The 22,702-nt window shown below is 59.7% G+C and carries 19 protein-coding genes; 10 read left to right on the forward strand and 9 right to left on the reverse strand.

Annotated elements, in window-relative coordinates; translation table 11 throughout:
* Window positions 1-21: 21 nt before the first annotated feature.
* The 8 genes from OKC40_RS13695 to OKC40_RS13730 form a co-directional block, all read right to left on the reverse strand.
* A complete protein-coding gene (locus OKC40_RS13695) occupies window positions 22-843 on the reverse strand; it encodes a hypothetical protein (protein ID WP_270795561.1) in 822 nt (273 codons plus the stop codon).
* 255 nt (window positions 844-1,098) lie between these two features.
* Window positions 1,099-1,692, reverse strand: coding sequence for a hypothetical protein (locus OKC40_RS13700; protein WP_270795563.1), 594 nt, complete (start codon window positions 1,690-1,692; stop codon window positions 1,099-1,101).
* Window positions 1,693-2,295: 603 nt separating this feature from the next.
* On the reverse strand, window positions 2,296-3,102 hold the full coding sequence (gene trpA / locus OKC40_RS13705; RefSeq protein WP_005350211.1) for a tryptophan synthase subunit alpha: 807 nt from the start codon (window positions 3,100-3,102) through the stop codon (window positions 2,296-2,298).
* A complete protein-coding gene (gene trpB / locus OKC40_RS13710) occupies window positions 3,099-4,292 on the reverse strand; it encodes a tryptophan synthase subunit beta (protein WP_270795566.1) in 1,194 nt (397 codons plus the stop codon). Before trpB ends, trpA begins: the two co-directional genes overlap by 4 nt.
* Window positions 4,293-4,339: 47 nt before the next feature.
* The gene (gene trpCF, locus OKC40_RS13715) at window positions 4,340-5,773 is read right to left on the reverse strand and encodes a bifunctional indole-3-glycerol-phosphate synthase TrpC/phosphoribosylanthranilate isomerase TrpF (RefSeq protein WP_270795582.1); all 1,434 of its coding nucleotides are present in this window, start codon (window positions 5,771-5,773) and stop codon (window positions 4,340-4,342) included.
* 86 nt (window positions 5,774-5,859) lie between these two features.
* The gene (trpD, locus tag OKC40_RS13720; protein WP_058053107.1) at window positions 5,860-6,873 is read right to left on the reverse strand and encodes an anthranilate phosphoribosyltransferase; all 1,014 of its coding nucleotides are present in this window, start codon (window positions 6,871-6,873) and stop codon (window positions 5,860-5,862) included.
* Between the two features lie 15 nt (window positions 6,874-6,888).
* Window positions 6,889-7,488, reverse strand: coding sequence for an aminodeoxychorismate/anthranilate synthase component II (locus OKC40_RS13725; RefSeq protein WP_005359135.1), 600 nt, complete (start codon window positions 7,486-7,488; stop codon window positions 6,889-6,891).
* Complete coding sequence (locus OKC40_RS13730) at window positions 7,481-9,115, reverse strand: anthranilate synthase component 1 (protein WP_270795568.1); 1,635 nt, start codon at window positions 9,113-9,115, stop codon at window positions 7,481-7,483. The genes OKC40_RS13725 and OKC40_RS13730 overlap by 8 nt, the downstream gene beginning before the upstream one ends.
* A 434-nt stretch (window positions 9,116-9,549) precedes the next feature.
* On the opposite strand from OKC40_RS13730, the gene rnm reads away from it, so the two are divergent.
* From rnm to tesB, 6 genes are all read left to right on the forward strand, one after another.
* Entirely contained in the window at window positions 9,550-10,431 is an 882-nt protein-coding gene (gene rnm, locus OKC40_RS13735; RefSeq protein WP_075112437.1) for an RNase RNM, read from the forward strand.
* Window positions 10,432-10,537: 106 nt separating this feature from the next.
* Window positions 10,538-11,158 (forward strand): L-threonylcarbamoyladenylate synthase, encoded by a 621-nt coding sequence (locus OKC40_RS13740; RefSeq protein WP_058053104.1) that lies wholly within the window; start codon window positions 10,538-10,540, stop codon window positions 11,156-11,158.
* Window positions 11,151-12,062, forward strand: a complete 912-nt coding sequence (locus OKC40_RS13745; protein ID WP_232099208.1) for a segregation and condensation protein A — start codon at window positions 11,151-11,153, stop codon at window positions 12,060-12,062. Before OKC40_RS13740 ends, OKC40_RS13745 begins: the two co-directional genes overlap by 8 nt.
* Window positions 12,046-12,618, forward strand: a complete 573-nt coding sequence (gene scpB / locus OKC40_RS13750; RefSeq protein ID WP_127008394.1) for an SMC-Scp complex subunit ScpB — start codon at window positions 12,046-12,048, stop codon at window positions 12,616-12,618. Before OKC40_RS13745 ends, scpB begins: the two co-directional genes overlap by 17 nt.
* 134 nt (window positions 12,619-12,752) lie before the next feature.
* The gene (gene rluB, locus OKC40_RS13755; protein ID WP_270795572.1) at window positions 12,753-13,676 is read left to right on the forward strand and encodes a 23S rRNA pseudouridine(2605) synthase RluB; all 924 of its coding nucleotides are present in this window, start codon (window positions 12,753-12,755) and stop codon (window positions 13,674-13,676) included.
* Window positions 13,677-13,915: 239 nt separating this feature from the next.
* Window positions 13,916-14,782 (forward strand): acyl-CoA thioesterase II, encoded by an 867-nt coding sequence (gene tesB / locus OKC40_RS13760; protein WP_064338413.1) that lies wholly within the window; start codon window positions 13,916-13,918, stop codon window positions 14,780-14,782.
* A gap of 78 nt (window positions 14,783-14,860) precedes the next feature.
* Here tesB and aceK read toward each other — a convergent pair whose 3' ends face one another.
* A complete protein-coding gene (aceK, locus tag OKC40_RS13765; protein WP_270795574.1) occupies window positions 14,861-16,588 on the reverse strand; it encodes a bifunctional isocitrate dehydrogenase kinase/phosphatase in 1,728 nt (575 codons plus the stop codon).
* Between the two features lie 184 nt (window positions 16,589-16,772).
* Here aceK and OKC40_RS13770 point away from each other — a divergent pair, with 184 nt between their 5' ends.
* The 4 genes from OKC40_RS13770 to thrC all read left to right on the forward strand — a co-directional run bounded on the left by OKC40_RS13770 (window position 16,773) and on the right by thrC (window position 22,481).
* Entirely contained in the window at window positions 16,773-17,477 is a 705-nt protein-coding gene (locus OKC40_RS13770) for a tRNA/rRNA methyltransferase (protein WP_270795576.1), read from the forward strand.
* A 263-nt stretch (window positions 17,478-17,740) separates the two neighbouring features.
* Window positions 17,741-20,212, forward strand: a complete 2,472-nt coding sequence (thrA, locus tag OKC40_RS13775; RefSeq protein ID WP_270795577.1) for a bifunctional aspartate kinase/homoserine dehydrogenase I — start codon at window positions 17,741-17,743, stop codon at window positions 20,210-20,212.
* Between the two features lie 2 nt (window positions 20,213-20,214).
* Window positions 20,215-21,210: a homoserine kinase gene (gene thrB, locus OKC40_RS13780; protein WP_270660053.1), complete on the forward strand. Its 996-nt coding sequence runs from the start codon at window positions 20,215-20,217 to the stop codon at window positions 21,208-21,210.
* Window positions 21,207-22,481, forward strand: coding sequence for a threonine synthase (thrC, locus tag OKC40_RS13785; RefSeq protein ID WP_064338409.1), 1,275 nt, complete (start codon window positions 21,207-21,209; stop codon window positions 22,479-22,481). The genes thrB and thrC overlap by 4 nt, the downstream gene beginning before the upstream one ends.
* The last annotated feature ends 221 nt before the right edge of the window (window positions 22,482-22,702 follow it).

The following is a 22,702-nucleotide window of genomic DNA, read 5'->3' on the forward strand; positions in this document are numbered from 1 at the left end:
ACGTTTGAATTAAGGGGGCCGTTAGGCGTCCCGTTTGAATGATGAGTTAGCCATTATGTTTTGCTTTTCATCACTATTTTTAGAATCACGCCTCCTGATTCGAAGTGCAGTAACTGTAACCTGAAGTGCAACCACAACTGCTAGAAGTGCCCCCATGAGCGGGAAAAGCTTACTGAATATTGAAGTTATTGGTGAAGTTGTGACTGAATCGAAAATTTTACTGCCGATTAATGATGTTGCTAGAGCGGTAGACACACCAAGAAGAGTTGTAGCCATTATCATGGTAAGCTCTTTGCTCTTTTCATTCTTCAATGAGAACTCGCTTTTCCTTTCAACAATGCTTGCTAGTGAATCAAGAATTTTTCTCGCATCTTCTCTCCGCTCAGGTATCAACATTGCTTCAAGAGCGGTAATGATTTCATCTGGTTCTGTGTTCAATTCATTGAGACGAGTAGGCTCTCGATGCTCGCGTGTCTCACGTATTAGTTCTTCAATTTTTTCGGAATATTCCGACTTTTGCGGTATATCCAAATGTCTGCTTCGTTGTAAACGCAGGGCTACATCTTGAAGAAGTGAAATTGCAGTGCATGTTGGTCGTAATGCAACTGAGTGATCTCGTTCAGACGCATATATCAGATTTTCAATCACATGTTCCGATAGTCGCTGCTTATTAATTATGTAACTTTCAACAACATCCAATAGCTCATATGTAGCGTGCTTCTTACGTTCAGCAGATGCAGATGCAGCATCTTTTTTCTGTAGTCGGTAAAAGATATATGCTACGACGATACCTATAAGGATAGACAGAATTGACAGCCAGTTACTTTCTAAGAATTGTTGCATATCGTTCTCTCTTGCTTGTGGCTAATGTTTGGTTAAAGGGCGGCCAAAAGCGTATCTCGTATGTTGGGCTAAAAATCGTAGATTGGTGCTGAACGAAGTGAAGCCCAACGTTTACCGCGAATAAATCTGAAGATCTGTTTTACGGATCAGCCACATCTTTGTTTATCCCGATCTGGTTGGCGCAATAATGCTCGATAACAGCGGCTCAGAAAGGTAGGTCTTCTACTTTGTCGCTTGCCCGTGTTTGCGGCTTTGTTAGCCATATTTTGTGCCATCAGGAAATTCACAACGTACAACCTCGGAAAAGGCCCGCTTATGCCAAACCAAACGCCTCGCTAGCAATGGGTTGCTGTTCATGCGCTCAGGGCTTTTTGTTCCACATTTAAATAGTCTCTTGTGCATTCGATAAGCAAAAATTTCATCTATTTTTGGATGTGAGTCGATAGTAGACTGCTCATAGAAGACAAAGTAAGCAGGGTTTTCACTTGATATTTTTTCTATTTCAAGAAGGAACTGGCTTTTTACATATTTGCCATTATTTTTCTTTTTTAGATATGTGTCCGAGTAAGTTTCGGCGCCATGCCAGCCGCGCTTGAATCTTACGGCGATGCCATCTTTTCTTGTGCACTCTCCAATTTTTATGAATGGTTTTGCGTTGTTCTTAAAACGATAAAAATAGATGCCAAGTGAAGCTGACACGCCAGCATTATTAAGGTATTTCAAAACCAGGTTGTCTTTTGCTTGCAGTACGTCGTCTGGACTAGTTAGTAAAACACAAACAATCTGTTCTTTTCCTGTACCGCGTCCAGAGCCTGCCTTGTATTTTTTTGTGACGCATCTTGTTGTCATAGTTTTTTGGCTATTCCGTATGTTGGGCTAAAAAGCGTAGGTTGGTGCTGAACGAAGTGAAGCCCAACGTTTACCGCGAATATATCTGAAAGCTGTTTTACGAATCCGCCACATCCTTGTTTATCCCGATTTGGTTGGCGAAATAATGTTCGCCTGTTGGGCTTCGCTACACGCTGCGTCAACCGATAAAAACCACGCTACCGCCCCTGAGTGACAGCTCCCAGTTCGCTGCTGTTAACCTGCGAGATAGCAACAATTGCAGCCATGGTGCGCTCCCGAGAGAGGGATTGTCGTTTGGCTATCTTAATGGCAAGGGTTGGGCGTTGAGAAGCATGTTTTGGCGGGAATCTGTGTTGGATCAATAAATTAGTTAGCGGTTGGAGCTCAACTCATTTGGCAGAGAATGTAAAGCTTCCATCACCCCAGCCCTCTCCCGGAGGGAGAGGGGGCAAACAGCCGGGAGCTGCAAGCGGGTGCAAGCGAGATAAAAAGAAAGGGAGCCGGTCAGACTCCCTTTGATATGGTGATGCAACGATGGCTGCTATGCGTAATGTGGATACGCAGCCGGATCACTACGGCCAATGGCATGTGACCCATGCCGCCTTAACGATTGGTCGCGGCCTTCATCCCTTCCACAAACTCCTTCAGACGAGTGAGCATATGTTCCGGATTCTGGTGGTGGGTCTCGATGATCTTCACCACGGCGGAACCGGAGATGGCACCGGCGGCGCCGGCGGCAATGGCTTCACGCACTTGAGCCGGTTCGCTGATGCCAAAGCCGAGCAGGGCGGGGGGCGCATTGAACTCGCGCAGGGTATTGATCAGCCCCTCCACCGGCATGCCGGCCTTGGTCTCGGCACCGGTCACACCGGCGCGGCTCACCAGATAGGTGTAACCATTACCCAGCTCCGCCACCTGTTTCAGGGTCTCGGCGTCGCCATTGGGCGGGGCGATAAAGATGCTGTCGATGCCGAACTTGTCGGCCGCCGCCTTGTAGGGGGCGCACATCTGCACCGGCACGTCGGCGACCAGCACGGAGTCCACGCCTGCCTGCTGGCACTTCTCGTAGAAGCCGTCGATTTTGCGTACATAGACCAGGTTGGCGTAGACCAAGAGGCCAATGGGCAGTTGCGGGTACTTGGCACGGATGCGGCCTAGCAGCTCAAAGCAGTCGTCCGGGGTGGTGTGGCTGGCAAAGGCGCGCAGTGCGGCGCCCTGAATGGTGGGGCCATCCGCTACCGGATCGGAGAAGGGAATGCCGAGCTCGAGGGCATCGGCGCCCCCTGCGACCAGCGCATCGACGATGGCCAGTGACAATTCGGGGGTGGGGTCACCCAGCATCACGAACGGCACAAAGGCGCCCTGATTGGCTTCGTCCAGACGGGAGAAGAGTTGTGCGTAACGGTTCATGACAAGGTTCCTTCTTTCTCGAAAATGTCAGCGACGGTGAAGATATCTTTGTCGCCACGGCCGGAGAGGTTGACGATGAGTACCTGCTCTTTCTCCGGTTCACTGCGGGCCATCTTGAGGGCGTGGGCCAGCGCGTGGGAGGACTCCAGCGCCGGGATGATGCCTTCGGATTTGGCCAGCTCCTGGAAGGCGTCCAGCGCCTCCTTGTCGGTGATGGAGACATACTCGGCGCGGCCGATGGCGGCCAGATAGGCGTGCTGCGGGCCGACGGAGGGGAAGTCGAGCCCCGCCGAGACGGAGTAGGACTCCTGAATTTGCCCCTGCTTGTCCTGCATCAGGTAGGAGTGCATGCCAAAGAAGACCCCCTTGCTGCCGTGACCGAGCGGCGCACCGTGCTCACCGCTCTCGATACCGTGACCACCCGGCTCGACCCCGATCAGGCGCACCTCTTTGTTGTCGATGAAGTCGGCAAACATGCCGATGGCATTCGACCCGCCGCCGACGCAGGCGATCACCGCATCTGGCAGCCGCTCTTCTTTCTTGAAGCACTGGGCCTTGGCCTCTTCGCCGATCATCTTCTGGAACTCCCGCACGATAGTGGGGAAGGGGTGCGGGCCGGCGGCGGTGCCGAGCAGGTAGTGGGCCGACTCGTAGTTGGCAGCCCAGTCACGCAGCGCCTCGTTGCAGGCATCTTTCAGGGTGCTGGAGCCGGAGTGCACCGGAATGACGGTGGCGCCCATCAGCTTCATGCGAAAGACGTTGGGCTTCTGGCGCTCGCAATCCTTGGCACCCATATAGACCCGGCACTTGAGGCCGAGCAGGGCGCAGGCCAGTGCGGTCGCAACGCCGTGCTGACCGGCGCCGGTCTCGGCGATGATCTCGCTCTTGCCCATCCGCTTGGCCAGCAGCGCCTGACCCAGTACCTGGTTGGTCTTGTGGGCGCCGCCGTGCAGCAGGTCTTCACGCTTCAGGTAGAGGCGGGTCTTGGTGCCCTTGGTCAGATTACGAGTCAGGGTGAGCGGGGTCGGGCGACCGGCATACTCGGTCAGCAGTTCCTGAAATTCGGCGATAAAGGCCGGATCATCCTTGGCATCGACAAAGGCTTTCTCCAGCTGGAGCAGGGCGGGGATAAGGATTTGGGGTACGTACATACCGCCAAATTCACCAAAAAACGGGTTGAGCAGGGTCATGGCTTCTTCCTTGTATTAGCTAAATCGAAACATCAAAAAGGGTTGCGTTACAGAGTGCGCAGGGCGGCAAACGCGGCCGCAATCTTGTGTGTATCCTTCTGGCCCGGGGCACTCTCTACCCCGGAGTTGAAATCAAGGCCGAGGCAGCCCACTTGCGCCGCCTGCAGGGCGTTGTCGGGATTGAGCCCCCCCGCCAGCATCAGTTTGTTCTTGTCGAGATGGGCCAGCATGGCCCAGTCGAACGCCTGACCCGTGCCGCCGCTCTGGCTGCCCACTTTTGTATCCAGCAGCAGGCGATCCGCCGGATAGTCGAGGGCGGGCAGCGGCTCGCCGCTTTCTTTGCCAAGAGAGACGCCTATGGCTTTCCAGATCTGGCAGGTCGCCGGCAACAGCGGACGCAGGTTGTCGATATAGGCGGCGTCTTCATCCCCATGCAGTTGCACCGCGGCGAGCCCGAGCGCCTCCACCGTTTTGGCGATGGTCTCTTGCTGGGCATTGCGAAACACCCCCACATAGGCGAGCGGCGCACCCGCCATCACGGCGCGGGCGGCGGGGATGTCCACATAGCGCGGACTCTTTGCCACAAAGATAAGGCCGCCAAACACCGCGCCCGCCTGATGGGCGGCGGCGGCATCGTCGGCGCGGGTCAGGCCGCACACCTTGTTCTGGCCCAGAGTGAGCTTGCGCACAGCAGCCTCCAGATCCGGCTCGGCCATCAGGGATGAGCCCACCAGAAAGCCCTTGGCGTGGTGGCGCAGATCCGCCACCTGGGCGCGGTGGTTGATGCCGGATTCGCTGATCACCACCCGATCGCTCGGGATATCTTTAGCCAGCTGTTTGGTGCGGTTGAGATCGACGCTCAAGTCGCGTAGATCCCGGTTATTGATGCCGATGACCGGCGCCCCCAGCGCGATGGCACGGGTCAGCTCCTCTTCATTGCTCACTTCGGTCAGCACGCCAAGGCCCAGCTCCTTGGCCACCGCGAACAGGGCGCGATACCCCTCGTCGGTGAGCACCGAGAGCATCAGCAGGATAGCGTCCGCCTGATAGTGGCGGGCCAGATAGACCTGATAGGGGTCAATCATAAAATCCTTGCAGAGCACCGGCTGCTGAACACGGCTGCGAACCCGCGGCAGGAAGGCGAAATCCCCCTGAAAGAACTTCTCGTCGGTCAGCACCGAGATGGCGGTGGCGTATTTGCCATAGATGTCGGCGATGGCCTCCGGGCTGAAGTCGTCGCGGATCAAGCCCTTGGAGGGGGAGGCCTTCTTGCACTCCAGAATAAAGCGGGTGGAGCCCGCCTTGAGCGCCCCGACGAAATCCCGATCACTTGGGGTCAGCGCGCTCTGGAAGCTATCCAGCGGCTGGGCCAGCTTGCGGGCGGCAACCCACTCCTGCTTGGCCGCCACGATCTTGCCGAGAATGGTCTGGCTGATGGAGGCCATGTTCAGAAAAGCATGGGGGGCAATAAGGTCTGACATCTCGTTATCCTTGCGAAACTGGGTACTGCCCTGCGGGCGATCTGAGCTAGTGCCTGAGTGAGTGCCGTGCTGGTTCTTGGCTGACATCATGCCTCCTGATGGCTCAGGGTGGCCAACTTGGCAGCGAGCTCTGCCGTCTTGCCGCTTGCCAGCACCGCCAGCACTTCGGCCGCCGCGCTCTTGAGATCTTTCGCCTTGCCCGCCATCAGCAGCAGTGGCGCCACGTTGGCGGCGATGGCGGCGTTGTGGGCCGGGGTGCCACGTCCTTCCAGAATGGCGGCGGTGATGGCGCGGTTCTCTTCAGGCTCACCGCCCTGAATGGCGCTGACCGGATAGGTCTCGAGGCCAAAGTCAGCCGGGGTGATCATGAATTCGCGGATCTCGCCGTCACGGATCTGGGCCACCTGGGTCGGGCCGTGGATGGCAATCTCGTCGAGCCCGGCGCCGTGAACCACCATACCGGTTTTCAGCCCCAGTGCCAGCAGGGTTTCTGCGATGGGGCGCACCAGCTCGGGGGCATAGACCCCCATCAGCTGATAGGTGGGACGAGCGGGGTTGATGAGCGGCCCCAGCACGTTGAACAGGGTGCGGGTCTTGAGGGCCTGACGCACCGGCATGGCGTGGCGCACGCCAGCGTGGTATTGGGGGGCGAACAGGAAGCAGATGCCGAGTTCATCCAGACAGTGGCGTGCCTGCGCCGGGCTCATGTCGAGCTTGATGCCCATCTTGTCCAGCAGATCGCTGGAGCCTGACTTGCTCGAGACCGAGCGGTTGCCGTGCTTGGCCACTTTCAGGCCGCAGGCGGCGGCGACCAGCGCCGAGGTGGTGGAGACGTTGATGGTGTTGAGGCCATCGCCCCCGGTGCCGACGATATCGCAGAACGCATAGTCTGGACGCGGGAAGTCGCGCGCTTCCGCCAAGAGAGCCTCGGCGGCGCCAGCGATCTCCTCCGGGGTCTCCCCCTTGATCTTGAGGGCGGTCAAGAGACTGGCCAGCACAATGGGATCCACTTCGCCACGTACCACCTGGCCGAAGGCGTCGCGGGTACTTTCACGGCTCAGAGACTGACCCTGATAGAGGGTGTTGAGATGTTGATGCATGTTGGTCTCCTTACCTTAACGCACGCTGCTTTCTGGGCGGGTGATATGGGCGAGCGCCTGAGTCAGCAGACGGGCCCCTTCCGAGGTCATGATGGATTCCGGGTGGAACTGGAATCCCAGCACCCGCTCATCCTGCTGCTCAATGGCCATGGGCATGCCCTGATAGTGGGCAATCACCGTCAGCTCTTCCGGTACATAGGTGGCGACCAGCGAGTGGTAGCGGGCCACCGGCAGCGGGCTCGGCAGACCGGCGAAGGCGCCGTGGCCGTTGTGCTCAATCAGGGAGCGCTTGCCGTGGACGATTTCGCCCGCCGCGCCGACGGTGCCACCGTAGGCTTCGCACAGGGCCTGATGACCGAGACAGATGCCGAGGATGGGCACCTGACCGCGTGCCAGCTTGATCAGGTCAATCAGGCAACCCGCTTCATGGGGGGCGCCCGGCCCCGGCGAGAGCACCAGCACGGCGTCCCCTTCACAGGCGGCGATTTCGCTCATGATGCGGCTGGCCGGCAGGCTGTTGCGATAGATCCTCACCGGATAGCCGAGGGAGCGGAACTGGTCGACGAGGTTGTAGGTAAAGGAGTCGAAGTTGTCGAGCAGGAAGATGTTAGTCATGGCTCACGTCCTTATGTTGCTCCTGCTGGGCGTTCAGTGCTTGCAGGGAGGTGCCATGGCTGGCAGCGATGGCGGCCAGCACGGCGGCCGCCTTGGCGCGGGTCTCGTCCGCTTCGGCCTGCGGTTTGGAGTCATAGACCACCCCGGCACCGGCCTGCACATGGGCCATGCCATCTTTCACAAAGGCGGAGCGGATGACGATGCAGGTATCCATCTCGCCTGCACCGTTGATGTAGCCGACGGCGCCGCCGTAGCTGCCGCGGCGCTTGCCTTCCACCATGCGAATCAGCTCGCTGGCGCGGATCTTGGGTGCGCCGGTGAGGGTGCCCATGTTCATGCAGGCCTGATAGGCGTGCAGGGCGTCAAGGTCGGCGCGCAAGGTACCGACCACCTTGGAGACCAGATGCATCACGTGGCTGTAGCGATCCACTTTCAGCAGCTCCTTGACGTAGCGGGTGCCGGGCTCGGAGATGCGGGCGATGTCGTTACGGCCCAGATCCACCAGCATCAGGTGCTCGGCCACCTCTTTTTCATCCTGACGCAGCTCCAGCTCGATGCGGCCATCGAGATCCCGGTTGATGCTGCCATCGGGGTTGAAGCCACGGCGGCGGGTACCGGCGATAGGGTACATCTCGACGTCGCGGCTGGCGGCGCAGAACTTCACCGCGCTCTCCGGCGAGGCGCCAAACAGGGTGAAGCCCTCATCCTGCACGTAGAACATGTAGGGGCTGGGGTTGGTCTGTTTGAGGCGGCGATAGGCGGCCAAGGGGCTGGGGCAGGGCAGGGAGAAGCAGCGGGACGGCACCACCTGGAAGATGTCGCCACGGCGGATAAAGCCCTTGAGCTTCTCCACCTCGGCACAGAACTGCTTGTCGCTCTTGTCCACGCTCATGCCGCCGCTCAGGGGCTGGGTGGTCAGCTCGGCGCTAAGGGGTTGCTGGCAAAGCTGTTTGAAGTCGGTGAGTCGCTCGGTCAGGCGGGTGTATCTGTCTTCCACCTGGCTCTCGTCGCTGTCGCCGCCAAAGATGCAGGCCAGCAGTTGAGTGGTGCGTTCGATATGGTCGATGGTGATCAGGGTCTCGGCCACGTAGAAGCAGTAGTCGGGGCAGTGGTTGCTCCCCTCCGGCACCTCGGGCAGATCCTCGAAGGAAGCGATCAGGTCATAGGCGAAGCTGCCCGCCATAAAGAGCGCCTCTTTACCAAGCTGGCAATCGAGCTCTCGCTGCAGGGTGCGCAGCACGTCCAGCACGCTGCACCCCTTGAGGCGGGAATCTTCGTCCAGCTCCCGATCGGAGGCCGGGAAATCGAGCTGCAGCTCGCCACCTACCAGCGAACGAGCCACCACCGCAGGCAGCCGCTCGGCCAGCAGGCTCTGCAACTGGGCGCCGTTGTCGTTGAGGGTGCGAACCCGCACGGTGCGACCACGGCACTCGATGCGCAGGCAGGCATCGACCAGCAGCAGGCTCTGTTTGCCCGCCTTGGAGTCGATCTCCACCGATTCAAGCAGCAGGTTGTTGGGGCGACCCTGACAGAGGCGGGTATAGAGCGCCAGCGGATCGGCCACATAAGGGGCGTTGAGTTTGAGGGTATCGAATTCACCCAGAGGAAGGCGATGTGTGGCTGTCATAGTGCGTTCCCTTGCGTGTGATGCGGTTTACCGATGTTCATGCGTCTAATCCCGTAAAAATGCTTTGGAAATTGGGTCGGTTCGGGCGGTTTCAGTAGGGTCGCCATCGCCAGGTCATTGCGCTTGTCTGAATTCTCGGTTTCATCACAGGTCCATTTGCCGGATAATAAAAAAGCCCGCTGGGGTCAGCGGGCTTTTTCTTTGGGTTCTTAATTTGCTGTCAGATTACAGGTACAGCAACGACCACACGCCCGCATGTCAGGGAGTGTGCCACCACCAGATGGTCAGGATGGAAGTCGTTTGCATGATAAAGTCCTGTAAAAAGATGTTTGCAATGAAGTGCCTACAGAAAACGATAAAGCCGCGGCCAAGTCAAGTCGCTTTTTAGCCTTCTTTTTTTCAAGCGGGCCCCAAGACAAGAGCGAAACAAGCCGATGAGATTCGATCTTCACTGCCATACCACTGCCTCCGACGGGGTGCTGAGCCCGGCCGAACTGGTGCGCCGCGCCGCTGAAAAACAGGTTGAGGTGTTAGCGGTTACTGACCACGACACCCTTGACGGGCTTGATGAGGTGCGCCGCACCATCGAGACCGAGCAGTTGCCGCTGCGACTGGTGAGCGGGGTCGAGATCTCCACCGGCTGGGAGCATCACGAAATTCATATCGTGGCGCTGGGGGTGGATGAAAAAAATCCGCAGTTGGTGGCGTTTTTGGCCGGACAACGGGCTCGCCGCGAGGCTCGCGCACTGGAAATCGGGCGCCGTCTGGAGAAGTGTCTGATCCCCGGCACCTATGAAGAGGCCAAGGCATTGGCCGGTGATGCGGCTGTGACCCGTGCCCACTTCGCCCGGGTGCTGGTGGCGCGCGGGGTAGCCGACAACATGCAGAAGGTATTCAAAAAGTACCTGAGTCGTGGCAATAAAGGGTATGCCCCGGCCGAGTGGCCCGAGATGAGCGAAGCAATCACAGCCATTCACGCCGCGGGCGGGCTGGCGGTGCTGGCTCACCCCAGCCGTTACGATCTCACCGCCAAGTGGATCAAGCGGCTGCTGGTGGCGTTCAAAGCGGCCGGTGGCGATGCCATGGAGGTGTCATTGCCCCAGCAGAGCCCACAGGAGCGGGCCAATCTGGGTCAGTGGGCGAAAGAACACGATCTGTACATCTCGGTGGGATCGGATTTTCACTTTCCGTCCAACTGGACCGAGCTGGGCCGCCACCTCTGGTTGCCAAAGGAAGGCATGCCGGTCTGGCTGGCCTATCCGGGCCACTTTGGGCTTACCACCGAACAGCATGCCGAGCTGCTGGCGAGCCGCTAACGGCACCAGCGAAGTGGTCACAAACAGGTTAAGGTAGTGTCATGGGTCTTTGATCCGTGACCATACGAGCGGGCAGGTATTGCTGCCCCCATTGCGAGAACAAGCTATGAGTCAGCATTTTTACGTACATCCGGAAAACCCCCAGGCCCGTCTGATCGGTCAGGCGGTACAGATCATCCAGAACGGCGGCGTCATCGTCTATCCGACCGACTCCGGCTATGCGCTGGGTTGCCAGATGGGTGACAAGGGGGCGCTGGAGCGCATCTGCCGCATCCGTCGCCTCGATGCGACTCACGACTTCACCCTGGTGTGCCGCGATCTCTCCGAGATCGCGACCTACGCCAAGGTCGACAACGGTGCGTTTCGCCTGATCAAGCACAACACCCCGGGCGCCTATACCTTCATCTTCAAGGCGACCAAAGAGGTGCCGCGCCGCCTGATGAACGAGAAGAAGAAGACCATCGGTATCCGTATCCCGGACAACAAGATCGCCCAGGCGCTGCTGGAGGCCCTCGGTGAGCCGCTGCTCTCCACCACCCTGATCCTGCCGGACTCCGAGATGGCCGAGTTTGACCCGGAAGAGATCTTCGACAAGCTGGGCAAGCAGATCGATCTGGTGGTCAACGGCGGCTATCTGGGCGAGCAGCCCACCACCGTTGTCGATTTCTCTGACGACGAGCCGGTGCTGCGTCGTCGCGGCGCAGGGGATCCGACCCCGTTTGAGTGAGTCTGCCGACCCTGTTTCCGTGACGGCCCCGCCCCAGGCGGGCGCACCGGTCGCGGAGTCAGCGGGGGAGTCCGTTCTCTCCCACGCCATCCCGTCCCCCATCGCGCGGGTTCTGGGGCAGCCCTATCACGAGCTGCCCCAGGACTTGTTCATCCCGCCCGATGCGCTGGAGGTGTTCCTCGATACCTTCGAGGGGCCGCTCGATCTGCTGCTCTACCTGATCCGGCGCCAGCAGCTCGATATCCTCAATTTGCCGATCCTGCAGATCACCGCCCAGTACATGGAGTACGTGGAGCTGATGCAGGGGCTCAACCTTGAGCTGGCGGCGGAGTATCTGTTGATGGCGGCCTGGCTCGCGGAGATCAAATCCCGCCTGCTGCTGCCCAAGGCGCCGGAGCTGGAGGATGAAGAGGAGGGGGAAGACCCGCGGGTGACCCTGATCCGCCGCCTGCAGGAGTACGAGCGCTACAAGGTGGGAGGCGAGCGCCTCAACGAGCTGCCACGGGTGGAGCGGGAGATCTTTATCGCCGCCGCCTTGCCCCCCGATTTTGGCGCTCTCAAGCCACTGGCGCCCGATGTTTCGCTGGTTGAGCTCGCCCTTTACATGCAAAGTGTGGTAAAACGCGCGACTCATTTCGAACATCACCAGATCCGCCGCGAACAGATCCCGACCCGGGTACGCATGGCGGAGATCCTCGCCATGCTCACGCTGGGGCAGACCCTGCGCCTTGAGCAGGTGCTGCGCGCCGAAGAGGGACGCATGGGGGTACTGGTGACGTTTCTGGCCCTGCTGGAGCTGTGCAAGGAGCAACTGATCTGGATCCTGCAGGCAGAACCCTTGGGTCCAATCCATTTTGCATTGGCCGAGCAGAGCGAGGAGGGCAACCGTGGCGCTGCCCACTGAACGACTCAAGACCTTGATCGAAGCTGCGCTGTTCGTGGCTGGTCGTCCGCTCAACGTCAGCGAGCTGAAAAGCAGCGTGCTGGCCGATTATCCGGTGACCAGTCGCTATGTTCAGCTGCTGTTGGCCGAGATCAGGCAAGATTACAGCGAACGGGGCGTCGAGCTCAAAGAGGTCGCCTCCGGCTGGCGCTTTCAGGCGCGTCAGGAGTATGCCGAAGAGCTTTCAAGGCTCTGGAGCGAGCGGGCGCCGCGCTATTCGCGCGCCGTGATGGAGACGCTGACCCTGATCGCCTATCGCCAACCCATCACCCGGGCCGAGATCGAAGCGATCCGCGGGGTGGCGGTGTCGAGCCAGATAGTGAATACCCTGAAAGAGCGTGGCTGGGTGCGCAGCATTGGCCACAAAGAGGTCGCGGGTCGTCCCGAACTGCTCGCCACCACCAGAGAGTTTCTGGATTACTTTAATCTGCAGAGTCTGGAGCAGCTCCCCGAGCTGGATCCGGAGCTGCAACCCCTGTTGCCCTCGGTGGTGGACGGGGAGAGCGATGCCCGGTGAATGGCGCCCAAGCGTGCCGATTTCACCGAGATGTACATTTTTCAACTGTGGCGAGCGCTTCAACCGGCGTTTGTTACAGTTAACCCCGTTGCCCCTTTGACCAGTGGGCAGCGATCAACAATCAGGTAACCCCGATGAGTGAAAAACTGCAAAAAGTGTTGGCCCGCGCGGGTCACGGCTCCCGTCGTGAGATGGAGGCCCTGATCACCGCAGGTCGGGTCAGTGTGGATGGCAAGGTCGCCACACTGGGGGATCGCGTCGAAGTGAACGCCGTGATCCGGGTGGATGGTCACCAGGTCAAGACCCGCGGGGCAGAGGAAGTGATCTGCCGCGTACTGGCTTACCACAAGCCGGAAGGGGAGATGTGTACCCGTCACGATCCGGAAGGTCGTCCCACCGTGTTTGATCGTCTGCCCAAGATGGAAGGTGCCCGCTGGATCGCGGTCGGCCGCCTCGACGTCAACACCTCCGGTCTGTTGCTGTTCACCACCGACGGTGAGCTGGCCAACCGTCTGATGCACCCGAGCCATGAAGTGGAGCGGGAATACGCGGTACGCGTGTTTGGCGAAATCACCGAAGCCATGCTGCAGCGTCTGCGCAAGGGCGTGCAGCTGGAAGATGGCACCGCCAAGTTCAACAAGATCAAACCGGCTGGCGGTGAGGGTCTGAACCAGTGGTTCAACGTCACCCTGACCGAAGGTCGCAACCGTGAAGTACGCCGCCTGTGGGAATCCCAGGAAGTGCAGGTTAGCCGCCTGATGCGTATCCGCTACGGCGACGTCAAGCTGGACCGCGGCATTCCGCGCGGCGGCTGGCAAGAGCTGAAACTGCCGGAAGTGAACTACCTGCGCGGTCTGGTCAACCTGCCGCCGGAGACAGAATCCAAGGTCGATCTGCAGCAAGATGGCAAAACCAGCCGTCACAAGCAGGCCGCCCAGATCCGTCGCGCCGTGCAGCGTCACAAAGAGATGCAGGGCAAAGAGCCGCGCGCTCGCGCTACCACCGCCCGTCGCAAGCCGCAAGCCTCTACCCGTAACTCAGGTACCGGCAGCAAGTAAGCCGACAACCCGTTGCGTACTGCGCGCCGTCAAATAGCGCGCAGTCGGCCAATAGAAAGGCCCGCACCAGATGGTGCGGGCTTTTTTTGTATCAAATGACCTCCCATCGCTTGCAAAAGGGGAGGCGGGCAAGAGGTTGAGTGGCGTTTCTGTCGTCTGATCGCCCGCAGACTCGTCGCCATGGTTGCTCTGCTCCGGTGAGCTTGTTAGCCTGTGCGGCTCTGATAGAGGAGTGAACGATGAGCAAGGTACTTGATGAGCTGCTGGCGTTGCTGGCGCTGGAAAAAATCGAGGAGGGCCTGTTTCGGGGCCAGAGCCAGGATCTCGGTCTGCGGGCCGTGTTTGGCGGACAGGTAATGGGGCAGGCCTTGTCAGCCGCCAAGCAGACGGTCGAGACCGGCCGTCAGGTTCACAGTTTTCACTCCTACTTCCTGCGTCCGGGGGATGTGACCCGCCCCATCGTCTATGACGTGGAGAATATCCGCGACGGTCAGACCGTCTCTACCCGCCGGGTCAAGGCGATTCAGGGCGGCAAGCCCATCTTCTATCTCAACGCCTCGTTTCAGGTGCCGGCCGACGGCTTCGAGCATCAGGCGCAGATGCCCACCGGCATCACCCCGCCGGAAGCGCTCAAGAGCGAGCTGGAACTGGTGCGTCCCTACGAGAACCTGATCCCGCCCTCCCTGCGCGACAAGATCCTCTGCGAGCAGCCCATCGAGATGCACCCGGTGACCCTGGTCGACCCTATTCGCCCAACGGTGCAGGATCCGGTGCGTCACGTCTGGTTCAAGGCCAATGGCCAGATGCCGGATGATCTGCGGATCCACAAATACCTGCTGGCCTACGCCTCCGACTTCAACTTCCTGCTCACTTCCCTGCAGCCCCACGGGGTGTCGTACTGGGAGCCGGATATGCAGGTGGCTACCATCGATCACTCCATGTGGTTCCACCGGGATTTCCGCTTCGACGACTGGCTGCTCTACGTGGTAGACAGCCCGAGCGCCAGCGGCGGTCGCGGTCTGGTGCGCGGCCAGTTCTTTACCCGTGACGGCATGCTGGTGGCGAGCACCATGCAGGAGGGGGTGATCCGCCGTCGCGGCAGTTAAGGCGCAAAGCGGATAGCAAAACGGGGTGGCTTTGGCCACCCCGTTTTCGTTGCTGCCATTCGCGCTGGGCCAGCGGGATCAGCCGCCGCGCTGGTACTTGAAACGCTTCTTGCGCCGGTAGGGGTAGACATCCTCGAATACCCCCACCTTGATGTTGCTCTGCAGCATCTTCCAGTAGTTGGCGTCGAACATCTCCTTGTGCAGCTGCAGCATGATCTCCCGCACTTGCGGCTTTTGCAGCAGGAAGGTGGCGAACTCCTCGGGGAAGATGTCGTTGGGGGCCACCGAATACCAGGGCTCGGCGCTCCACTCGTCTTCGGGGTAGCGGGGCGGCGGGATCTGGCGGAAGTTGCACTCCGTCATGTAACAGATCTCGTCGTAGTCGTAGAAGACCACCCGGCCGTGGCGGGTGACGCCAAAGTTCTTGAACAGCATGTCCCCCGGGAAGATGTTGGCCGCCGCCAGCTGCTTGATGGCGTTGCCGTACTCCTCCAGCGCGAGCCGGGTCTGCTGCTCGTCCGCCTTGTCCAGATAGAGGTTGAGGGGGATCATCTTGCGCTCGGTGTAGAGGTGCTTGATCACCAGCTTGTCGTCCGTGATGGTGAGGGCCGACGGTGCCACCGTCTTGAGCTCGGCAAGGAGATCCGGCGAGATGCGGTCCAGCGGAAACTCGAAGTTGGTGAACTCCTGGGTATCGGCCATGCGGCCAACCCGGTCGTGCTGTTTTACCAGCCGGTACTTTGCCTTCACCTGCTCGTGGCTCACATCCTTGGGCGGCGTGAACTCGTCCTTGATCACCTTGAACACCACATCGTAGGAGGGGAGGGTGAACACACTCATCACCATCCCCTTGATGCCGGGGGCGATGATGAACTGATCCCGACTCTGGGCCAGATGGTGGCGGTAGTGGCGATAGAGCTCGGTCTTGCCATGCTTCTGGCAACCGATGGCGTTGTAGATCTCGTAATCGGGCTTATGGGGCATGATCTGGCGCAGGAAGGCGACAAACAGTGCCGGTTCACGGGCATAGACCATAAAGTAGGCACGGGCGAAGCCAAACACGATGGAAGCGAGATCCGGCTCGAAGATCACCGTGTCCACATAGATGCTGTGGCCGGTGCTGAGCAGGGGCAGGATAAAGGGGAAGACCTGATCCCGGGCCCGGATCAGCCCCACCAGATAGGCCCCCTTGTTGCGGTAGAACACCTCTTTGAGCAGCTCGATGGCAAACGGCTCGTCATGGAGGATTTGCGGGCCGTTCTCCGCAAGATGGCGGTGGATGTCGACAATATCCCGCTGCTTGTCCTCGTAGGGAAGGGTGAAGCTGTAATCCCCCAAAAGCTGGCTCAGGGTCTGCGGCAAATGGGCCAGATCGGTGCGATAGACCCGCAGCAGGGCGCTTAAATCCGGTTTTTCACCGCGGCTGACAAAGGGGTGGATATAGAGGTTTTCGTCGCGGATGTTGCGATGGCGAAAGATCCGGCGATAGACGGAGTTGAAGAAAGACTCCGCCACCTCGAAGTTTTCGCATTTTGGCAGCAGATCGCTGAAGGCACTCTTGACCTGTTTGAGCAGCGCCTGGGTGGCGTGGTGCTCCCCCATCATCTGGCGGATCGAGCTGGCGGTGGCCCCCACATGGTGGTCATAGAGGCGAATACGCTCGCGCCCCGCGAGCTGCACCCCCAGCCAGTCACTGTTCTCGAAGCGGCTCTTGCTGCCCTGGGTGATCTCGAGAAACCGGCTGTAAAACGACTCGAAGCGTTGCAGAATCGTCTCGGCGACGGCCTGTTCCAATGGCTGCTGCATCTCTCTCTTCCTTGTGATCTGTCGGGCCGATAGCGCGAAGGATTAGGTGTCATTTGTTCACACGTCAGGCCACTATCGCAACATTGAAACGTCTGTTCAAGTGGCAATTTTCGGGGATAAACGGTAGATTGCGCCCCTGTTTTTGCGACTGTTCAAGAGGCCGTCCGGCCTGTGAGGAAACCCGATGAAGCTCTATTTTGTCCTGGTGGCACCTGCCCGTCCTGCGAATGTGGGGGCGGCTGCCCGCGCCATGAAAACCATGGGATTCGATGCCATGCGACTGGTGGCGAGCCGGGTACATGAAGAGGAGGAGGCGAGCTGGGTGGCCCACGGCGCCCAGGAGATCCTGACTCAGGCCGAGGCGTTCGACACCCTGCCCGAGGCGCTGGCGGACATGGATCTGGTGATCGCCACTACCGCCCGTGAGCGCGGTCGCTACCAGCACTACCTCACGCCGGGGGAGATCCGCGAGCAGATCCGCGCCAAGCCATCGCTCGGCAAGGTCGCCATCGTCTTTGGCTGCGAGGAGTCGGGGCTCTCCAACGAACAGCTGGCCGAGGTCGATCTCATCAGCTATCTGCCGCTCAAGGTGAGCTACCCGTCGCTCAATCTGGGGCAGGCGATCATGCTCTACGCCTACGAGATGAGTCAGCTGGTGGATGAGCTGAACGCCGACGGCGCCGCTGCGGTAGCAGAAAATTTTGATAACGCCGGGCAGGTTCGGGTGCTGAAAAGCAAAACAGCAGAATTGCTTGGTGAACTAGGAGTTTTGCAGGATGAAAAACTGCATCAATGGGTGATGGACCGGGTGCCCATGCTGCCGCAGCGGGATTTGAACATGCTCCATCTGCTCTGCAAAGACCTTGCGCGCCGATTTGGGCGTGAGTAGCAAAGAGGTTTAAGTTGACAGCCCATCGCCCGCCGCGGTATTGCTAAAAGCCAGCTTCGTCAACGAGTGTTCGTCATGCAGTTATTCACCAACGTCATCACCACCACCATTATTACCGGTACCACCACAGGTGGCACTGGGGCCGGTTGATGCGCTGACGAACAAGCACAGAAATCAGAAAAGGCCCGTACCCACCCAGTACGGGCCTTTTTGTTGGATTGGTTTTTAGATTGAATTTCATAGATTTACAGGGAGAGAAAGCGATGAGAGTGTTGAAATTTGGCGGGTCTTCACTGGCCGATGCAGAGCGTTTTTTACGGGTGGCCGATATCGCGGTCAATACCCACGGCCAATCTCAGGTAGCCCTGGTGCTGTCTGCGCCTGCCAAGGTGACCAATCATCTGGTGGCGCTGGTGGAACAGACCAGTCGCGGCATGGATGCCAGTTCCACCCTGTTTGAAGTCAACGGCATCTTCTCCCGCCTGCTGGCCGGGTTGAAGGCGGCTTATCCGGCGCTCGATGACAAGGCGCTGTTGGCCCGTCTCACCGCCGAGCTGGATCAGGTTGAGCGGCTGATGCAGGGCATCCGTCTTCTGGGCCTCTGCCCGGACAACGTGCAGGCGCGCATTCTGAGCCGTGGCGAGAACCTCTCCATCGCTTTTATGCACGAACTGCTGCGGGTGCGCGGTCTGGATCTGGAGCTGATCATACCGGAAGAGCTGCTGGTCACCGACGGCGGCTATCTGGAAGCCCACGTCGATATCGAAGCCTCCCGTCTGCGCTTTGCCGCCAAGGGTCTGCGTAGCGATTGCCTCTACCTGATGCCGGGCTTTACCGGCGGCAGCGACAAGGGCGAAACCGTGCTGCTGGGCCGTAACGGCTCCGACTACTCCGCCGCCGTGCTGGCCGCCTGTGTCGATGCAGAGTGCTGCGAGATCTGGACTGACGTCGAGGGCTGCTACAGCTGCGACCCCCGTCTGGTACCGGATGCCTACTTGCTGAAAACCCTCTCTTACAAGGAGGCGATGGAACTCTCCTACTTCGGCGCCAAGGTGCTGCACCCGAAAACCATCGCGCCGGTGGCCCAGTTCCATATTCCCTGCCTCATCAAGAACAGCTTCAACCCACAAGGTCCGGGCACCCTGATCGGCCCCGAGAGCGGCGACGATGACCTGAAAGTGAAGGCCATCTCCGACTTGTCCGGCATGTGCATGTTCAACGTCTCCGGCCCCGGTATGAAGGGGATGGTCGGCATGGCCGGTCGCATCTTCTCCGCCGTCTCCCGCGCCGGGGTCAGTATCGTGCTGATCACCCAGTCATCTTCCGAGTACAGCGTCAGCTTCTGTATCCACAGCTACGACAGTGAGAAGACCCGCAAGGTGCTGGAGCGCGAGTTCGAGCTGGAGTTCAAAAACCAGCTGCTGGAGCCGCTGGATATCATCAGCGATCTGGCGATCATCTCCCTCATCGGTGACGGCATGCGCACCAGCAAAGGGATGGCAGCCCGTTTCTTCACCTCGCTGGCGCAAGCCTCCATCAATATCGTCGCCATTGCGCAGGGCTCCAGCGAGCGCTCCATCTCGGCGGTGGTGCGGGATCGCAAGGTGGCGGAAGCCATCAAGGCGTGTCACCAGAACTTCTTTGGTAGCCAGCACTTTATCGACCTCTTTGTGGTCGGGGTCGGCGGCGTCGGTGCCGCGCTGGTGGATCAGATTGCCCGCCAGCAACCGGTACTGGCCGAGCAGGGCACTGGCCTGCGGGTGGTGGGCATCGCTAACAGCCGCCAGATGGCGGTCAACAAGGATGGCCTCAACCTCGCCAACTGGCGCGAACAGCTGGTCGAGGCCCGCGACAGCTTCTCGCTGGAATGGGTGAAAAAGCTGGTGGAAGATAGCCATATCATCAACCCGGTGATCGTCGATTGCACCTCCTCCGAGGCGGTGGCCGTGCAGTATGCCGACTTCCTGGCCGCCGGTTTCCATGTGGTCACCCCGAACAAGAAGGCCAACACCGGTTCGCTCGATTACTACAAGGCGCTGCGCCGCACTGCTCGTCAGACTCGCCGCAAGTTCCTGTACGAGACCAACGTGGGTGCGGGCCTGCCGGTTATCGAGAACCTGCAGAACCTCATCAAGGCCGGTGACAAGCTGCGTGCCTTCGACGGCATCCTCTCCGGTTCCCTCTCCTTTATCTTCGGCAAGCTGGACGAGGGGATGGCCTTCTCCGAGGCGACTCAAATCGCTCGCAGCAACGGCTTTACCGAGCCGGATCCCCGCGACGATCTCAACGGCATGGATGTGGCGCGCAAGCTGCTCATTCTGGCTCGTGAAGCCGGCATGGCGCTGGAGCTCTCCGATGTGGAGGTGGAGCAGGCGCTGCCGCCATCTTTTGTAAAAGAGGGTGATGCCAGCGAAGATGTGGAGTCTTTTATGGCCCGCCTGCCCGAAGCCGACGGCTGGTTCCGCGACCAGTTCGCCGCGGCCCAGCGTGAAGGCAAGGTGCTGCGCTACGTGGGTTCCATCGAGGGTGGCAAGTGCAAGGTCGCCATCAAGGCGGTCGGTGGCGACGAGCCGCTGTTCAAGGTCAAAGACGGGGAGAACGCGCTCGCCTTCTTTTCCACCTACTACCAGCCGATCCCGCTGGTGCTGCGCGGCTATGGCGCCGGTACCGAAGTGACCGCGGCGGGCGTCTTTGCCGACGTGCTGCGCACCCAGAACTGGAAGCAGGAGTTGTAAGCATGAGTTCAGACATGTACCCCTCTTATATGAGTGAAGGCGGCAGCGTGGTCGCCTATGCGCCCGCCTCCAGCGCCAACCTGAGCGTGGGATTTGATGTACTGGGGGCTGCGCTCGCCCCCGTGGATGGCTCTCTGCTCGGCGATCGGGTGCAGGTGAAAGTGGCAGACGTTCCGTTCGCCCTCTCAGCCGTGGGCCGCTACGCCCACAAGCTGCCGGACGATCCGAAAAAGAATATCCTGTTCGACTGCTGGGTCGCCTATGGCGAGGCGCTGGAGAAGCGCGGCCTTAAACTCAAGCCGCTTGAAATGGTGCTGGAGAAGAACCTGCCGGTGGGCTCGGGTCTGGGTTCCAGCGCCTGCAGCGTGGTGGCGGCCCTTGAGGGGCTCAACGCCTTCCACGGCGAGCCGCTTGATGAGCACGACATGCTGCTGCTGATGGGGGAGATGGAAGGCAAGATCTCCGGCTCCGTTCACTACGACAACGTGGCCCCCTGCTATCTCGGCGGCATGCAGCTGGTGCTGGAAGAGCACGGCGTTATCAGTCAGGGCATTCCGGTGTTCGATCAGTGGTACTGGGTGGTCTGTTACCCGGGCACTGTGGTCTCCACCGCAGCCGCCCGCGCCATCCTGCCGGCCCAATATCGCCGTCAGGATTGCCTCACCTACGGTCGTCGGCTGGCTGCCTTTGTCCACGCCAGCTACACCGGGCAGGAGGGGCTGGCGGCGAGCGTACTGAAAGACGTGATTGCCGAACCCTACCGCGCGGCGCTGATCGAAGGCTTTAACGAGGTGCGGGCGCAGGCGGCCCAGAACGGGGCGCTGGCTACCGGCATCTCCGGCTCCGGTCCCACCGTATTTGTGGTGATGAAGGATCTGGCGCAGGCCGAGCGGATGAAAGATTGGATGGAAGCACATTTCGTGCAGAACGAAGATGGATTTGCCCGGGTCTGCAAACTGGACATGGCCGGGGCACGGGTAACAGGAAGCGAGCTATGAATCTCTACAACATCAAGGACAACAGCGAACAGGTGAGCTTCGCGCAGGCGGTGCGTCAGGGCTTGGGTCGCGAACAGGGGCTCTTCTTCCCCGAACAACTCGAGCCGCTTGCCGATGTGGATGCCCTGCTCGATCTGCCGCTGGCCGAACGCTCTGCTCGCATCCTGAGCCACCTGCTGGGGGACGAAGTGCCCGCAGCGAAAGTGAGCGAGCTGATCAATGCCGCCTTCACCTTCCCGGCGCCGCTGGTGAAACTCAAGGATGGCACCTATGCCCTTGAGCTGTTCCATGGCCCGACCCTGGCGTTCAAGGATTTCGGCGGCCGCTTTATGGCCCAGTGCCTCGCGGCGTTCAGAACAAATGACAAGATCACCATCCTCACCGCCACCTCCGGCGACACCGGCGCCGCCGTGGCCCATGCCTTCTACGGGCTGGAGGGGATCGAGGTGGTGATCCTCTATCCCAAGGGCAAGATCAGCCCCCTGCAGGAGAAGCTCTTCTGCACCCTCGGCGGCAATATCCGCACCATCGCCATTGACGGCGACTTCGACGCCTGTCAGGCGCTGGTGAAACAGGCTTTTGACGACGAGGCACTGAAAAAGGCTATTGGCCTCAACTCCGCCAACTCCATCAATATCAGCCGTCTGCTGGCGCAGGTTTGCTACTACTTCGAGGCGGTGGCCCAGTTGCCGAAAGCCGATCGCGCCAAGGCGGTGATCAGCGTGCCGTCCGGCAACTTTGGCAACCTCACCGCAGGCTTGATTGCCAAGGCGCTAGGGCTGCCGGTGAAGCGCTTTATCGCCGCCACCAATGCCAACGACACCGTGCCGCGCTACCTGAAAACCGGTCAGTGGGAGCCGCACCAGACAGTGGCAACCCTGTCGAACGCCATGGATGTCAGTCGCCCCAACAACTGGCCGCGAGTGGAAGAGCTTTGCCGTCGCAAGGGTTGGGCGCTGGAGACCCTGGGGTCAGGCATGCGTGACGATGCCCAGACCCGCGATGCACTCAAGCGCCTGCACCAGCAGGATTACCTGTGCGAACCTCATGGCGCCATTGCCTGGGATCTGCTGGGGGAACAGCTGGCCGAGGACGAAGTGGGGGTGTTCCTCTGCACCGCCCATCCCGCCAAGTTCAAGGAGTCGGTGGACGAGATCCTGAGTCTGGATGTACCGCTGCCCGGCCCGCTGGCCAAGCATGCCGAGCTGCCGCTGCTCTCCGTTAATTTGCCTGCGGAGTTTGCCCGGTTAAGGGCGTTTTTGGTGGGTTAAGCCGCCGAGCTGAGATAACCGATAGAAATAAAAATCCCCCGGTAACGGGGGATTTTTGTGGGTGAAAGTCGGAATCTAAAGGCAACTGGCAATATCACGAAATATTTGTATCGCGAGCGTCCGATTACGCTTCGCTAATCGAGCCTCATGTACAGGATCTTTAGCGGCAACCAATTGAAATAGATATAAAAAAGGCTTCGTTTGTGATCTGATTTTATCGC

The organism is Aeromonas sp. QDB11 (assembly GCF_027705265.1).
Taxonomy (GTDB): Bacteria; Pseudomonadota; Gammaproteobacteria; order Enterobacterales; family Aeromonadaceae; genus Aeromonas; species Aeromonas allosaccharophila.